Raw genomic sequence first — 14,766 nt, 5'->3', positions numbered from 1 at the left:
CCCGCGTGAAGGTGTGCGCCGATCCCCCGATCGGCGGTGCGGTGTTTCCCGCTTCACCATCGGGACGCTCACTTCCGCCTGGTCGAGCCGAAGGCACGCAATGAGCACGTCCCTCGTCGCGCTTGGTCGCTTCGCTCCCAAACGCTCCTCAGTCCAGACCGGCGGCGCGCCCCTCCGGCTCGCTCGGTGTCTCCCGCAGAGGAGGCACTGGATCCGCACAACCCTCATAGACGACCCTTATGGGGATTTGGTTCGCGAAATCCAGTGACCAATTTTCCGGACCAGGTCGGGGGTGGCCGCAGCCTCCGCGTGGCCGTAGCCGGGCTCGATCCACAACTCCTTCGGCTCGCCGGCGCACTCGTACAACTGGTAGGCGTGCTCGGTGGGGAAGAACGGGTCCCGGTCGCCGTGCACGATCAGCAGCGGCGTGGGCGCGACCAGGGCCGCCGCCTCGTACGGCGGGAGGGGGACGGGATCCCACCCGCCGACCGCGATCCTGGTGCGCTTGACCAGCCGGGCCGCCAACCGGCCGTGCCAGCGCTCGATCGCCCAGTGGACCTGGCGCATGGGCTTGGTGCCCCGGTAGTACCAGCGGGCCGGGCCGCTCACCGACACCACCCCGTCCACGCCTCCGTGCAGCGCGGCGTGCCGCACGACCACGGCGGCGCCCATCGAGAACCCGACCGTGGCGATCCGGCGGTAGCCGATCGCGCGGGCGTGCTTGACCGCCGCGTCCACGTCGAGGACCTCCAGGTCGCCCACCGTGGACTGGCCGCCGGAGCGCCCGTGCCCCCGGAAGTCGAACGACACCACCCCGCCGAACTTCGACAGGACGTGCACGATGCGCCGGGTGTCCGGCCCTCTCCACGTGCCGGTGAAGCCATGCGCGACGACGATTCCCAGATCGAGAGAAGCACGGCCGAGTGAGCCGTTGGGCGTGTGCGCCGCGTCGATGCGGACACCGTCCGCCGTGCGCAGCATCGCTCCGAAAGCAGCAGCGAGAGCCATGCCCCCGACCTTATTTCCCACCACTTCACCCCCTGTGCGACGGGGATCTTTCAGAGGTCGGCCGTCGAGCGCAGCCGGTCCCAGGCGACCCCCAGCCTGACCTCCTCGTCGTCGAGCGACTCGATCTGGTCCCACTCGGCGTACCGGATCTCGCCGTGCATGCGCCGCACGACGGTGCCGAGCAGCGACGGCCGCCACAGCCCGGGGCCCCGCTCGTACCCGAAGAGCTGACCGGCACGCCGCCGGGAGATCAGCAGCCCGGCCAGCCGGAACGCCTGACGGACCTCGGCCAGCAGCGGCCCGTCCTGGACCAGGCGGACGTCCACCGTGTCTCCGGCGACCTCCCCGGACGGGCCGCGGACCCTACGGCCGAGCAGCCCGCCGAGTCGCATGGTGTCCGGCCTGTCCTCCTGCCTCTCCCGCACCCTGAGGGTCCTCTCCGGGGCGTCCTGCTCCTCCGTACCGGCCGCTCCCGGGATGCGGCCGACGACGTTCCTGGTCAGCCAGCGCTCCAGTGCCAGGTCCTGGCGATGGCCGGCCACCCGTACGGCGCTGCCGATCTCGGTCACCAGGCTCATCTCGATGCGGTACGGCCCCGGCCGCTCCTCCCCGCGGAACAGCCGGTCGGTCTCCGTCATCAGCCATCCCGGCAGGCCGCCGAGCCGCGGGCCGAGCGCCAGCGGGCCGGACAGGATCGCGGTGACGTACGGCCGGTCGCCGGGCCGCACCTCCAGGTCGTCCACCTTGCACAGCAGGCGGTCGTCGCTCTCCCTGACGACCTGCCGGTCGAGCAGGTGCAGGCGGGCGTGCAGCACCCGTGCGTGCTCGTTAATCGATCACACCTCCTCCAGCCGGGTCGTCACTGCCCCGCCTTCGTCGCGAGCATCAGGGGGATGGCCGCGACCGCCACGACGAGAAGCAGCACCATGTAGAAACTTCCCAGCACGTTGCTGAATCTGCCGTTGACCTTCTCCCCCATGTAGTCGGGATCGTTGGCGATCATGAGAACCGGCAGGTAGGTGAGCGGAAGGGCCGCGGCCGAGAAGACCAGCGAATACTCGGTCACCTTGATCGGGTCGATGGTGGTGAGGATCAGCGCGGTCGCGACGATCACCGAGGCCAGCACGGTCACGTGGAACCGGGCGGCCCGGCCCGGCACCACGTGCTTGCCCCACTGCCAGCCGAAATACTGGCTGAGCGAGTAGCCGGACGACAGGGCGGTCTCCAGCGTCGCGCCGAACGTGGCCGCGAACACCCCGAGGATCACCACACCGAGCCCGATCTTGCCCAGTCCCTCTGCGACCGGGAGCACCATCTGCCCGAGCGAGTCGGGCTCGGCCTCGACCGGCATGAACACGGTCGCCGCGCACGCCGCGATCGTCAGCGACAGCAGGCCGCCGAGGGGGAAGCCGACGAACACGTTGGCCCGCGCCGTCACCAGATCCTTGCGCGTCCACCGCTCTTCTACGCCTCCCGAGGAGAAGAAGAACACCTCGTACGGCGTCATCGCGCCGCCGAGCAGCGCGATCGCGTAGTAGAGGTAGGTCGGCACGCCCTCGTCCTTGGGCGGCCGGGTGAGCTGCGTGGTCAGCTCGCCCCAGTCGGGCCCGAGCTGCCACAGCGCGACGATGAACACGACGAGCGCGAGCCCGGCCAGCCCGAAGACACGCTCCATGGTCTCGAACTTCACCCGCCACATGACCAGCCAGGCGACCAGGGCCACGGGCGGCACCCACAACAGGTAGTTGAGGCCCGTCGCCAGCTCCAGTGCGAGCGCGGCGCCGCCGATCTCCGCGGCGAGCGTGAGCACGTTGATGAAGAACGACGCGCCGAGGTTGACCAGCCCGGCCCGGGGGCCCATGCGCTCGCGGACGAGGTCGAAGACCGGCCGTTGCGACACCGCGGCGATCCTGCCGGACATCTCGGCGAAGACGCAGATCCCGATGATGCCGACGACCACCACCCACGCCAGGGACATCCCGAACCTCGACCCCACGACGGCGTTGGCGACCAGGTCGCCGATGTCCACGAAGCCGCCGAAGGCCGTCAGGATGCCGAGCGTGACCGCGATCAGTTTCTTCACCTGTGCTTCTCCGCGAAGTCGCTCAGCTCGCGCGCGAGCCTGTCCAGCTCCCGTACGGCCGCCGCCGGGTCCTTCACCCCGTCGCGGCGCGCCTGGATGAGCAGGTCCTCCACCTCGCTCTCGGCCTTCTCGGTGAGGCGCAGCACCTCGTCCCTGACCCGGTCGGAGGCGTCCGAGGGCGGCTGCACGCCGCCGAACTGGTCGTTCACGCTGCTCAGGTCCTGCACCGCCTCGGTCAGCACGACCTCGGCGTACGGCCCGGTCATTCGGTCCCGGTGCGCCACGGCGGAACGGGCGAAGCGCACGGCCGAGACGGCCGACTCGGCCGTCTTCCCGGCCTTGAGCGCGTAGTCGTGGTCGTCCCATGCGGGGCTGACGCAGGCGGACAGCAGGAGTGCCGTCAGGAGGACGGGCGGCGCCAGCCGAGCCGGCGGGATCATGTGCGCCGCCGCAGCAGGACGTAGGCGAGGACGAGGAGCGGCACGAGTAACTCCGCCCAGGCGATCAGCAGCACGAGACCTTCATCCGTCACAGCCGACCCACCTGCCCAAACGGAAAGCGTTTAGACAGGATGGAATGCGGCTCGCGGCATCGGCGTTGCCATCGAGGGTCCTGTGCGCCGGCGGCGTGTGGCGGCGATCGGGATCAACTAAAATGGCTGGGCCGTGTCATGCGGCGGATGTGCGTCTCGCTTCGGTCCCGGGACGCGGACGACACCCCGACGAACCAGAGCGAGACTTCACTATGCCTATGAACACCCGCGACGACCTGCGGAACATCGCGATCATCGCGCACGTCGACCACGGCAAGACCACGCTGGTCGACGCGATGCTGTGGCAGTCCGGCGCGTTCCGCGCCAACCAGGACGTCGACGAGCGGGTCATGGACTCCAACGACCTGGAGCGCGAGAAGGGGATCACCATTCTCGCGAAGAACACCGCGGTCAGGCACGGCGGCATGACGCTGAACATCATCGACACCCCCGGCCACGCCGACTTCGGCGGCGAGGTCGAGCGCGGCCTGTCGATGGTGGACGGCGTGGTGCTGCTCGTGGACGCCTCCGAGGGCCCGCTGCCGCAGACCCGCTTCGTGCTGCGTAAGGCGCTCGCCGCGAAGATGCCGGTGATCCTGTGCATCAACAAGGTGGACCGGCCGGACGCCCGCATCGCCGAGGTCGTCGACGAGGTTTACGAGCTGTTCATCGACCTCGACGCGACCGAGGAGCAGATCGACTTCCCGATCGTGTACGCCTCGGCGAAGGCCGGGCGGGCCTCGCTGGAGCGCCCCGCCGACGGCGGCATGCCGGACTCCCCCGACCTGGAGCCGCTGTTCGAGACGATCAAGAACACGATCCCGGCGCCGGTCTACGACCCGTCCGCACCGCTCCAGGCCCACGTCACCAACCTCGACGCGTCCAGCTACCTGGGCCGTATCGCGCTGTGCCGCGTCCACCAGGGCACGATCCGCAAGGGCCAGCAGGTCGCGTGGTGCCGCACCGACGGCTCCGTGCAGCGCGTCAAGATCTCCGAGCTGCTGATGACCGAGGCGCTGGAGCGCAAGCCCGCCGAGGAGGCCGGGCCGGGCGACATCATCGCGATCGCCGGCATCCCGGACATCATGATCGGTGAGACGCTGGCCGACCCGGACGACCCGCGCCCGCTGCCGCTGATCACGGTCGACGAGCCGGCGATCTCCATGACGATCGGCACCAACACCAGCCCGCTGGTCGGCAAGGTCAAGGGCGCCAAGGTCACCGCCCGCCTGGTGAAGGACCGCCTCGACAAGGAGCTGGTCGGCAACGTCTCGCTGCGCGTGCTGTCCACCGAGAGTCCGGACGCCTGGGAGGTGCAGGGCCGCGGCGAGCTGGCCCTGGCGATCCTCGTGGAGCAGATGCGCCGCGAGGGCTACGAGCTGACGGTCGGCAAGCCGCAGGTCGTGACCAAGGTCGTGGACGGCAAGGTGCACGAGCCGGTCGAGCGCCTCACGGTCGACTGCCCCGAGGAGTACCTGGGCGCCGTCACCCAGCTCCTGGCCGTACGCAAGGGCCGCATGGAGCACATGACCAACCACGGCACCGGCTGGATCCGCATGGAGTTCCTGGTGCCGGCGCGCGGCCTGATCGGCTTCCGCACCGAGTTCCTCACCGAGACCCGTGGCACCGGCCTCGTGCACCACGTGTTCGAGACGTACGAGCCGTGGTTCGGCGAGCTGCGCACCCGCAACAACGGCTCGCTGGTGGCCGACCGCGCGGGCCAGGTCACCGCGTTCGCCATGCTCAACCTGCAGGAGCGCGGCACGCTGTTCGTCTCCCCCGGCACCGAGGTGTACGAGGGCATGATCATCGGGGAGAACTCCCGCTCCGACGACATGGACGTGAACATCACCAAGGAGAAGAAGCTCACCAACATGCGCTCCTCCACCAGCGAGGAGACCGAGAAGGTGATTCCGCCGCGCGTCCTGTCCCTGGAGCAGGCCCTGGAGTTCATCCGCGACGACGAGTGCGTGGAGATCACCTCGGAGACCGTGCGCATCCGCAAGGTCGTCCTCGACGCGGCCAGCCGGGGCCGCGCCGCCGCCCGCGCCAAGCGCGGCAACTGAGCTCCTTGCCCCGAGGCCCCCGCCGAACGATCGGCGGGGGCCTCGGCTTTCCCGCCCGCACGCGCCGGCCCCGTCCGGGTCCTCCCGGGGTGCGAAGAGGAGAGTCAGCCGGCGAGACGCTCTCGGGCGGCTTCCCGCACCTCGCTCGGAGTGTGCCCGAACCGGTTGCGGAAGACCCGGGCGAAATGGGCCTGGCTGGAGAACCCCCACCGGTAGGCGACGTCGGCGATCCGCGTCTCCCCCGCCCGGGGCTCGCCGAGCTCGGCGTTTGCCCGCTGCAGCCGGCGTTCCAGGATGTAACGGGCCGGGGTCGTGCCGGCCGCCTCGAAGATCCGGGCGAGCTGCCGCACCGAGATCCCGAGGACGCGGGCGACCTCCGCGGCGTTCAGTCGCGGGTCGTGCAGGTGTCGCTCGATGTGTTCCTTGGCGATGACGAGCTGGGCCGCGGAGGGGGCCGATCCCCCGGACCGCTCCAGCGTGAGCAGGCGGATCAGCCCGAGCACCGCCCGCTGCGTCTCCTCCGGGCCGTCGCCACCGCGCATCGCGACCACGTCGCCGAGCAGCGAGCGCAGGCTCGACATGAGCGCGCCCTCGTGCGTGCCGCCCCGGCCGAAGAGCATCGGCACCGGAACGCCGCCGGGCCGGCATGCCTCGTCGAACAGGTCGTGCGGGATGTCCACCAGGATCTGCCGCATGGACGAGGAGAAGCCGAAGAGGTACGGCTTGCGCGTGTCGTAGACCAGCAGCTCGCCGGCCGACGCGGACACGCAGCCGTTCTCGTGCAGGAAGACCGCCTCGCCCCTGAGCAGCAGGCTGGCGAAGACCGAGTCCTTCGGCGCGGACCTCGCCATCTGCGGGGTCCGCTCGATCACGTGCGCGTTGCCTGCGATGTCCGCGAGCCGTACGTCGCCGAGCCGGATGTTGCTCTGCCTGGCCAGCAGGCCCCGGTCGGAGTAGGACCGGCAGGAGAGGCCCACCAGCGTCCTGCGGTTGTACTCTTCCCAGTAGTCGATCCGCTCCGCGGGCGCGACGTTCTCCGTCGTCGCCCGGGAGATCACGGAGACGGCGTTCGCGGGCATCACAGATCTCCTTACCGCTTCGTGCCTTGGGTTGCCTGACAAATCAAGCCCTGCTGCGCGTGGCCCAGCTCACGACGGGCGGCATTTGCCGGACGCTCCTTAGCGCAGCAGTATGTCCGCAATCAGACGCACAGGTAACCCCCGTCCACCGGAAGCACCGCCCCGGTGACGTACGACGCGGCGGGCGAGCACAGGAACGCGATCACCGTGGCGACGTCGCCCGGCCTGCCGTACCGCTCCAGAGGGATGCGGGCCAGCACCTCCGCTGCGGCCCGCGGGTCGTCCAGCAGGCCCCGGGCGAGCCGAGTCTCCACGAACCCCGGCGCGACCGCGTTCACCCGGACGCCCTCGGCCGCGTACTCCGCCGCGAGCGACCGGGTGAGCTGGGAGATCCCTCCCTTGCTCGCGCTGTACGCCGGCCGGTCCCTGCTGCCGAAGAAAGCGAACATGGAGGAGACGTTCACGACGCAGCCACCCGTCTTCGCCAGGCGCGGCCGGGCGGCCTCGCACGCGACCATGGTGGCGGTCAGGTTGACGTCGATCACGCGCCGCCACCGGTCCAGGTCATACTCCTCGCGGTCGTGGCTGACGCCCGCGCAGTTCACCAGTATTCCGATCTCCGGCTCCGCGCGGACGAGCCGGGCCAGGCCGTCCCGGTCGAGAACGTCGTGCTCGACCACGCGGACGCGCGGATGGGCCGGCAGCTCGCCGACGACCCCGGGTGCCAGGCCGAGAGCCACGACGTCGGCGCCGAGCTCGGCGAGCAGGGCGGCCGTCGCCGCCCCGATCCCCGACGTCCCCCCCGTGACGAACGCCGTACGGTGGGCGAACAGGTCGCCGCGGAATCCGGTGAACGTGGACGGATCAGTCACGTGCGTGCGCTCCCTTCGCCTGGCCGCACCAGAACCTTGATCTGGTCGCCGCCGCCCAGCAGGGCCTCGAACCCGTCACGGACGACGTCCTTCAGGGCGATGGTCGAGGTGACGATCGCCGTGAGGTCCACGCCCTCCTCGACCAACCGGACCAGGTCGGGATAGACGTCCCGATAACCGACCGTGGCGATGATCGACTGTTCCCTGTTGACCAGCGCGAACGCGTCGACGCTCACCGTCCCGGCGAGCCCTGCCAGCACGACCCTGCCCCCGCTCCTGGTCGCGTCCAGACAGGTGCGCAGTGTGCCTTCCGAGCCGACCACCTCGAACGCCACGTCCACGCCCTCGCCTCCGGCCGCCCGCCGGATCAGGTCCGGTACGGCATCGCGTTCTCCCGCCCGTACGAGGTCGGTCGCGCCGAGCCGGCGGGCCAGGTCGAGCCGCGCGGCGGAGAGATCGGCGGCGATCACCCGGCCGGCGCCGTGCCGTACCGCCAGCATCACGATGAGCAGACCGATCGGGCCGAGGCCGACCACCGCGACCGTCTCGCCCGCCCGCAGACCCGACCGGCGCAGCGCGTGGAGTGCGACGGCCGCCGGTTCGAACACGGCCGCCTGCTCCAGGGAGACCGTGCCGGGCAGGCGGTGCAGCATGTAGGCGGGTACGGTCGCCCGCTCCGCCATTCCGCCGTCGCCCATGAGACCGGCGAAGCCGAAGTGGCGGCAGATGTTGTACTCGCCGTTCCGGCAACGAGGGCAGACGCCGCAGCGGTAGTGCGGCTCCACCGCGACCCGGTCGCCGGGCGCCAGGCCCTGGACTCCCGGGCCGACCTCGGTGATCGTGCCGCAGAACTCGTGACCGAGGACGAGCGGCGCGGTCGCCCCCGACTCGGGATGGGGGTGGGTCACCGGGATGGCGTGCGGCCCGTCGGCGTACTCGTGCAGGTCACTGCCGCAGATGCCGCAGTAGGCGACCGCGAGGGTGACTTCCCCGGGGCCGGGGGCGCGGACGGCCACGTCGACGACCCGGACGTCCCGCGCCCCGTACCAGACGGCGGCCCGCACGAGATCGTCCGGCCGGCTCCCCGCCCGGACCGGCCCGTTCAGCGTGCCGTTCACCGGGTCGTTCGATGAGTCGTTCAATGAGTCGTTCAACGGGTCACCTCCGCGGCCGCCCTGCGGCGCAGCACGGCCGGAGCCGTCTCCCGCAGGCCGAACGAGAGCAGGACGACGATCAGCGCGCCGCCTGCCGCGATGAACATCGCGGTCTGCAGGCCCCACAGGTCGGAAGCCCACCCGGAGATCACCGGGCCGAGGAACCCGCCGGCGAGCTCGCCCACGCCCATGATCAGGCCGAGGGCCGTGGCCAGCGTGCCGGGCGGCACGGTCTCCGCCGGGATAGTGGCCATGAACAGCGTGAAGCACCCCAGCCCGGTGTAGGTGAAGATCATGAGCAGGCCCAGCAGTGCCGGACTGGAGACGTAGACGATCGCGATGGGGCAGAACACCGCGAGGGTGGTGAAGCCGATGAGCGCCGGCTTGCGGCCGATCCGGTCGGAGATGCCGGGGGTGGCGAAGCCCCAGAGCACCCAGGCCACGCCGAGGCAGGTCATGACGCCGCTCATGGTGCCCGGCGCGAACCCCTTGACCTCGGTCAGGTAGGTGGGGGTGAACGTGATGAGGGTGACGAACCACGTCAGGTAACAGCAGGCGATCAGCATGCAGATCACCACGTTCCGTAGCCTGAGCACGTCCTTCAGCGCGGCCTTGGGCTGTCCGGCGGCGACGTCCCGTGCGGCCTCCGGTGCGGTCCTGATCAGCGGCGGCCGTTCCCGGACGAACTTGGCGATCAGCCCGGCGATCACCAGCCCGGGGACGATGGTGACATAGAACGCGGTGCGCCAGCCGTACGACTCGGCGATCCACACCACGACGACCGGGGCCACGATGCCACCGAGCAGGCCGGCGGACGAGCCCTGCAGCAGGCCCATGTTCAACCCGCGCCGGCTCTCCCGGGACGCCTCCACCATCAGAGACTGCGCCATCGGGAGCACCGCCCCCTCGGCCGTTCCCATGAGGGCACGCGCGGCGAGCAGTCCGGCGAAGCCCGCCATCAGACCCGACACCGACGAGAAGACCGAGAAGAGCACCACGGCGGCGATGAGGATCGGTTTGCGCCGGCCGAGCCTGTCGGACAACCGGCCGGCCACCATCCCGGCCAGCGCCCAGGTGAGCGCCAGCACGCCGGACAAAGTGCCCAACTCGCCGTTGGACAGCCCGAAGTCCGCGTCCATGTACGGGGCGAGAAAGGCCAGGGCCTGCCGGTCGAAGAAGACGAACCCGAAGGCCAGGAAGAGAAGGAGGAGAAGGCGGTTCTCGTACCGCCTCGCTTCGCGTTCCACTCCGTGGGGGGTGGACGTCGTGATGTCGGTCATCGCGTTCCTCGTTGGGGGGCTGGGCCGGCGGTCAGCGGAACAGCGAGTTGACGTAGTCGGCGCCGATGCCCACCTTCTCGTAGTGCTCCCGGCACATCGCGATGTAGTCGTGGACGTCGAAGATGCCCTGTGATTCGCCGTTCTCGTCGAGCCAGACGAGGGGGCCCTTGACGATGAAGAACGTCTTCATCGGCTCGCCGCTGTCGTAGGCGACCAGCGTGTGGCCCTCGCCCGGAGCCTCGTAGACGAAGTCGCCGGCGGTGGCGGTCCAGGGGCGCTCCAGGTAGCCCCACTTGCCGGAGATGGTGTAGGCGAACACCTCGTGCGGGTGGTAGTGCCGGTTGACCAGGCCCGCCTCCTTCGCCCGGAGGATGTCGGCCCAGCTGTTGTCCTTGACGTTGATCCACAGGGGGCGTGATCCGACGGTCTCGCTGAACGGCACGTAGTAACGGTCGTCATCGGTGGCGACCTTGGAAAGGTAGACTTCCGGCAGCGCGTCCGGCTTCTGCGAGTTCTCGATCGGCTTGAGGTTCTTCCAGAACTCCGACGTGGGGGTTTCGGGCATGTCTCCAGCTCCTTACGTGTGCTGGAGAGAGTGAACCCCCTCGTGGCATCGGCCGTCTTTCCTGTCTCGGACGTCGTCGCTTGCCTATTCCGGACATCTCACAGCGCCTGCGCCCGCACGGGATCAGAAGCCGATCGGCCTTTCGGCGCCGGCGTCCCAGAGAGCGACAGGGGGCGGGCGACAGGCGCGGGGCCCGGACCGGCAAGAGCAGGTAAACGGCGGGCACAGATGGCGTCGTGTGCCGCTCCCCGCCGCGCCCGGGCGTGCTCTGCTGTCGCAGGCATCGAGTGTGTCTGAGGAGGAGCGATCATGCCCCGCACAACCCGTTTCGCCCTGGCCGCCGGGCTGGCCCTGGGACTCGCCGCCGCGGCCGCCCCCGCTGTACCGGGGCTGTCCGCCGGGATGGCGGCGGCCTCGGCCGCGCAGGCCCGCCACTGGGAGTCGGCGGGTGAGTCGGCGGGTGAGTCGGCCGGCAAGGCGACGGGTGAGTCGGCGACCGCCGTCATCAAGAACACCGCCGGGCGCGTCCTCGGCACCGTGCGGGTCGAGCGGTACGACGCGAAGAAGTCGAGGGTCAGCGTCAGCGTGCGGGGGCTCACTCCCGGGTTCCACGGCTTCCATGTCCACGCCGTCGGCGTGTGCGACGCCCGCTCCGTCGACCGGGCGACGGGCAGCGCGTTCGCCAGCGCCGGAAGCCACCTCGGCCCCGGGGAGCACGGCGACGGAGCCGGGGACATGCCACCGCTGCTGGCGGCCGCCGACGGCACCGCCTCCGCGTCCTTCGTGACCGACAGGTTCACCCTGGAGCAGCTGGGCGACGCCAACGGAAGCGCGTTCGTGGTGCACGCCGCGCCGGACAACTTCGCGCACATCCCGGACAGGTACTTCCACCGCCCCGACGCCACCGGCGCCACGGGCCCGGACGCGACCACGCGCAAGACCGGCGACGCCGGTGCCAGGATCGGCTGCGGGGTCGTCAAAGTCCACGCCTGATCCGCCGCTCGCGGCCCTTGGACGACTCGCGGCGGGCCGGGGACGTGGTCAGGAGATGTGGCGGCGCAGCCAGTCGACCAGCGGGACCAGCGCCCGCCAGGTCGAGCGGACCCGGTCGAGCGTCTCGGGGCTGTGCAGCCACGGCTCCGGCTCGAACCGCCGCCCGGCGTGCAGCGTCTTGTGCCGCAGGAGTTCGAGCCGGGGGTGGTCCTCCGGCGTCCCGCGGGGACGGGTCTTGAGCCGGTCTCCGCCGACCGTCAGATCACCGGGCAGGGCCGCGAGGATCTCCTCCAGCAGGGGCCCGGCGGTGTCGTCGTCCAGCGCCTCGCGGTAGCGGAGCACCTGGTCGCCCGGCATCCACCAGCCCGCCGCCACGTAGAGGCCGTCGGCGTCCACCTGCACGTAGTAGCCGACGCCCTCCACGCCCGCCCCGCAGTAGGCCCCCTGATGCGTCTTGTACGGCGACTTGTCCTTGGCGAACCGGACGTCCCGGTACGGCCGGAACAGGTGGGCGGGGCCGAACTCCGGCTCCAGCTCGTCCACGAGCGCGAGCATCGGCGCCCGGACCCCGGTCTCGTACAACTCCTTGTGGGCCGTCCAGTACGCCTTCGAATTGTCGGCGACGAGGCCCTCGTAGAAGATGAGCGCCTCGTCAGGGAACCCGCTGAAACCCATGCCACCCACCTTCGCACGCCCCACCGACAGTCCCGGGACCGGGACCGGGACCGGGACCGCGACCGCGCGGACGCGCTCAGCGCCGCCGTCTCGCCGTGCCGAAGATCGACCTGGTGATCTCCCGGCCGAGGGCGGTCGCGGCGGTGCGGGCCAGCGACCTGAACTCCTTCGAGGCCAACATCGCTTCGAGCACCGACTGCCTGGGGGCCTCCGCCGGTCTCTCCGCCGGTCTCTCCGCCGGTCTCTCGGCCGGTCTCTCGGCCGGCGCCTCCGGCTCGGGCTCCTGCTGCCGGGCCAGACGCGCGGCGAGGATCTCGTACGCCGACTGCCGGTCCACGGCCGTGCCGTATTTCCGCAGGAGCGGGGACGCGGCGATGATCCCCTGGACGACCGCCGGGGCGGACGGCGCCATGAGCGACCGCGGCGCGCGCAGCCGCGTCCAGGCGACCGGCGTCGGAGCCCCGGTCTCGGACAGGACCGTGACGACCGCCTCCCCGATGCCGAGCTCGGTGAGCAGCCGTTCGAGGTCGTAGGAGGAGACGGGGAACGTCGAGACGGTCGCCTTCAGCGCCTTGGCGTCCTGCGGGGTGAAGGCGCGCAGGGCGTGCTGCACGCGCGCGCCGAGCTGGGCGAGGACGTCGGCGGGCACGTCCTTGGGCGTCTGGGTGACGAAGAAGACCCCGACCCCCTTCGACCGGATCAGCCGCACCGTCTGGGTGATCGACCGGAGGAACGCCTTGGACGCGCCCTCGAACAGCAGGTGCGCCTCGTCGAAGAAGAACACCAGCGACGGCTTGTCGGGATCGCCCACCTCGGGCAGCGTCTCGAACAGGTCCGCGAGCAGCCACATCAGGAACGTGGAGAACAGCTGCGGCCGGTCCTGCACGGCGGGCAGCTCCAGGATGGAGATCACGCCGTGTCCGTCCGGAGTGGTCCGCATCAGGTCGTGCACGTCGAACTCGGGCTCGCCGAAGAACGCCTCCGCCCCCTGGGCCTGGAAGTTGACCAAGGCACGCAGGATCACCCCGGCGGTGGACGCCGACAGCCCGCCGATGCCGCTCAGCGCCTCCGGCGTCTCGGTCAGGTAGCGGATGACCGCGATCAGGTCCTTGAGGTCCAGCAGCGGCAGCCCGTGCGTGTCGGCGAAGTAGAAGATCAGCCCGAGCGACGACTCCTGGGTCTCGTTGAGTTCGAGCACCCGCGACAGCAACGTCGGCCCGAACGCGCTCATGGTGGCGCGCAGCGGGATGCCCTCCCCCATGCCGCCGAGGGAGAAGAACTCGGTCACGCAGCCCTCCGGCGCCCAGTCCTGGCCCACGTCGGCGGCCCTGCGAGCGATCCGGTCGCCCGGCGTCCCCGGCGAGGCCAGGCCGGACAGGTCGCCCTTGACGTCCGCGAGGAACACCGGCACGCCTTGAGCGGCGAGCTGCTCGGCCATGAGCTGCAGCGTCTTGGTCTTCCCCGTGCCGGTCGCCCCGGCCACCAGGCCGTGCCGGTTCATCATGCGCACCGGGACGCGGACGCGCTCGCCGGGGTCGGCCGTGCCGTCCTCGCGGACGAGCGCGCCCAGCTCCAGCGCCGGCCCCTCGAAGTCGTAGCCCTTCACCTGTTCGTGTACTTCTTCCCGGGCGTGGTGCTGCCGAGCAGCTCCGAGACGGTCACGTACGTGAAGCCCTTGTGGTCGAGCTCGTCGAGCAGATGGGGCAGCGCCTGCACGGTGGTGGGGTGGATGTCGTGCATGAGCACGATGTCGCCCGGCTTGGCCGCGGCGCTGCGCTGGGCGATCGTCGTGGGGTTGCGGTTGAGCCAGTCGAGGGTGTCGACGGCCCACAGGATCTGCGCGAGCCCGGTCTGCTTCGTCTCGTTGTCCACCGCCTGGTTCGTCGCGCCGTACGGCGGGCGCATGAGCCGCATCGTCACGCCGGTCACCTTCCGCACGGCCTCCTGGGTCCGGTCGAGCTCGCGGCGCAGGCCGTCGGACGACAGCCCCGGCAGCGAGGCGTGGTCCCAGGAGTGGTTGCCGATCTCGTGGCCCTCGGCGGCCATCCGCCGGACGAAGTCCCGCGTCTCGCCCGTGATCATCTGCCCGAGGATGAAGAACGTGGCCCGGGCGTGGTGGGCCGCGAGGAGGTCGAGGACGTGCCCGGTGTATTCGGCCGGCCCGTCGTCGAACGTCAGCGCCACGCATTTGTGCTGCCTGCAGTCGACGTGCCGGGGCGGCGGGACCGCGGGCAGGCGCGGCCCCGGCGCCCCCCGCTGCGTCCCGGCGAGCCGGAAGCGCAGCAGGTCGGCGTCGAAATGCCGCGGCGTGCCGAAGCGCGGGTGCGGCGCCGCAGGCCCCGGCCGCTCCCCCGCGGCCGGGACGGTCCTGACCTGGGCGCACCCGCCGAGCAGCAGCAACGACAGCAGAACGGATCCGATCCGCATACGACGACCCCCCGGAGCAGGCGGGGGGCCAC

General features: G+C 70.8%; 14 protein-coding genes. 2 read left to right on the top strand and 12 right to left on the bottom strand.

Features of this window, described 5'->3' with window-relative positions; genetic code table 11:
• Positions 1-237: 237 nt before the first annotated feature.
• From ABZ857_RS14345 to ABZ857_RS14330, 4 genes are read right to left on the bottom strand one after another with little or no spacing between them, the layout of a single operon-like run.
• Positions 238-1,008 (bottom strand): alpha/beta fold hydrolase, encoded by a 771-nt coding sequence (locus tag ABZ857_RS14345; RefSeq protein ID WP_357042794.1) that lies wholly within the window; start codon positions 1,006-1,008, stop codon positions 238-240.
• Between the two features lie 50 nt (positions 1,009-1,058).
• Entirely contained in the window at positions 1,059-1,823 is a 765-nt protein-coding gene (locus ABZ857_RS14340; RefSeq protein ID WP_357042791.1) for a hypothetical protein, read from the bottom strand.
• A gap of 44 nt (positions 1,824-1,867) precedes the next feature.
• Positions 1,868-3,091 carry a divalent metal cation transporter gene (locus ABZ857_RS14335; protein ID WP_357042788.1) on the bottom strand — a complete coding sequence of 408 codons (1,224 nt, stop codon included), beginning with the start codon at positions 3,089-3,091 and terminating at the stop codon, positions 1,868-1,870.
• On the bottom strand, positions 3,088-3,531 hold the full coding sequence (locus ABZ857_RS14330) for a hypothetical protein (protein ID WP_357042785.1): 444 nt from the start codon (positions 3,529-3,531) through the stop codon (positions 3,088-3,090). The genes ABZ857_RS14335 and ABZ857_RS14330 overlap by 4 nt, the downstream gene beginning before the upstream one ends.
• A gap of 304 nt (positions 3,532-3,835) precedes the next feature.
• Here ABZ857_RS14330 and typA point away from each other — a divergent pair, with 304 nt between their 5' ends.
• Positions 3,836-5,689 carry a translational GTPase TypA gene (gene typA / locus ABZ857_RS14325; protein WP_357042782.1) on the top strand — a complete coding sequence of 618 codons (1,854 nt, stop codon included), beginning with the start codon at positions 3,836-3,838 and terminating at the stop codon, positions 5,687-5,689.
• Between the two features lie 104 nt (positions 5,690-5,793).
• On the opposite strand, the gene ABZ857_RS14320 is transcribed toward typA, so the two are convergent.
• The 5 genes from ABZ857_RS14320 to ABZ857_RS14300 form a co-directional block, all read right to left on the bottom strand.
• Positions 5,794-6,768 (bottom strand): helix-turn-helix domain-containing protein, encoded by a 975-nt coding sequence (locus ABZ857_RS14320; protein ID WP_357042779.1) that lies wholly within the window; start codon positions 6,766-6,768, stop codon positions 5,794-5,796.
• 122 nt (positions 6,769-6,890) lie between these two features.
• A complete protein-coding gene (locus tag ABZ857_RS14315) occupies positions 6,891-7,640 on the bottom strand; it encodes an SDR family oxidoreductase (RefSeq protein ID WP_357042776.1) in 750 nt (249 codons plus the stop codon).
• Positions 7,637-8,794 carry a 2,3-butanediol dehydrogenase gene (locus ABZ857_RS14310; protein WP_357042773.1) on the bottom strand — a complete coding sequence of 386 codons (1,158 nt, stop codon included), beginning with the start codon at positions 8,792-8,794 and terminating at the stop codon, positions 7,637-7,639. The genes ABZ857_RS14315 and ABZ857_RS14310 overlap by 4 nt, the downstream gene beginning before the upstream one ends.
• Entirely contained in the window at positions 8,791-10,074 is a 1,284-nt protein-coding gene (locus ABZ857_RS14305; protein ID WP_357042771.1) for an MFS transporter, read from the bottom strand. The genes ABZ857_RS14310 and ABZ857_RS14305 overlap by 4 nt, the downstream gene beginning before the upstream one ends.
• 31 nt (positions 10,075-10,105) lie before the next feature.
• On the bottom strand, positions 10,106-10,639 hold the full coding sequence (locus ABZ857_RS14300) for a 2,4'-dihydroxyacetophenone dioxygenase family protein (RefSeq protein WP_357042768.1): 534 nt from the start codon (positions 10,637-10,639) through the stop codon (positions 10,106-10,108).
• A 309-nt stretch (positions 10,640-10,948) separates the two neighbouring features.
• Here ABZ857_RS14300 and ABZ857_RS14295 point away from each other — a divergent pair, with 309 nt between their 5' ends.
• Positions 10,949-11,632, top strand: coding sequence for a superoxide dismutase family protein (locus ABZ857_RS14295; protein ID WP_357042765.1), 684 nt, complete (start codon positions 10,949-10,951; stop codon positions 11,630-11,632).
• A 48-nt stretch (positions 11,633-11,680) separates the two neighbouring features.
• Here ABZ857_RS14295 and ABZ857_RS14290 read toward each other — a convergent pair whose 3' ends face one another.
• The 3 genes from ABZ857_RS14290 to ABZ857_RS14280 form a co-directional block, all read right to left on the bottom strand.
• Complete coding sequence (locus ABZ857_RS14290) at positions 11,681-12,307, bottom strand: DUF2461 domain-containing protein (RefSeq protein WP_357042762.1); 627 nt, start codon at positions 12,305-12,307, stop codon at positions 11,681-11,683.
• A gap of 76 nt (positions 12,308-12,383) precedes the next feature.
• Positions 12,384-13,913: a helicase HerA-like domain-containing protein gene (locus ABZ857_RS14285; RefSeq protein ID WP_357042759.1), complete on the bottom strand. Its 1,530-nt coding sequence runs from the start codon at positions 13,911-13,913 to the stop codon at positions 12,384-12,386.
• Positions 13,910-14,734 (bottom strand): polysaccharide deacetylase family protein, encoded by an 825-nt coding sequence (locus ABZ857_RS14280; RefSeq protein ID WP_357042756.1) that lies wholly within the window; start codon positions 14,732-14,734, stop codon positions 13,910-13,912. Before ABZ857_RS14280 ends, ABZ857_RS14285 begins: the two co-directional genes overlap by 4 nt.
• Positions 14,735-14,766: the final 32 nt, after the last annotated feature.

The organism is Microbispora sp. NPDC046933 (genome assembly GCF_040644635.1).
GTDB lineage: Bacteria > Actinomycetota > Actinomycetes > Streptosporangiales > Streptosporangiaceae > Microbispora.
Note: the sequence above shows the minus strand (reverse complement) of the source record. Positions and strands in the feature narration are given on the sequence as shown.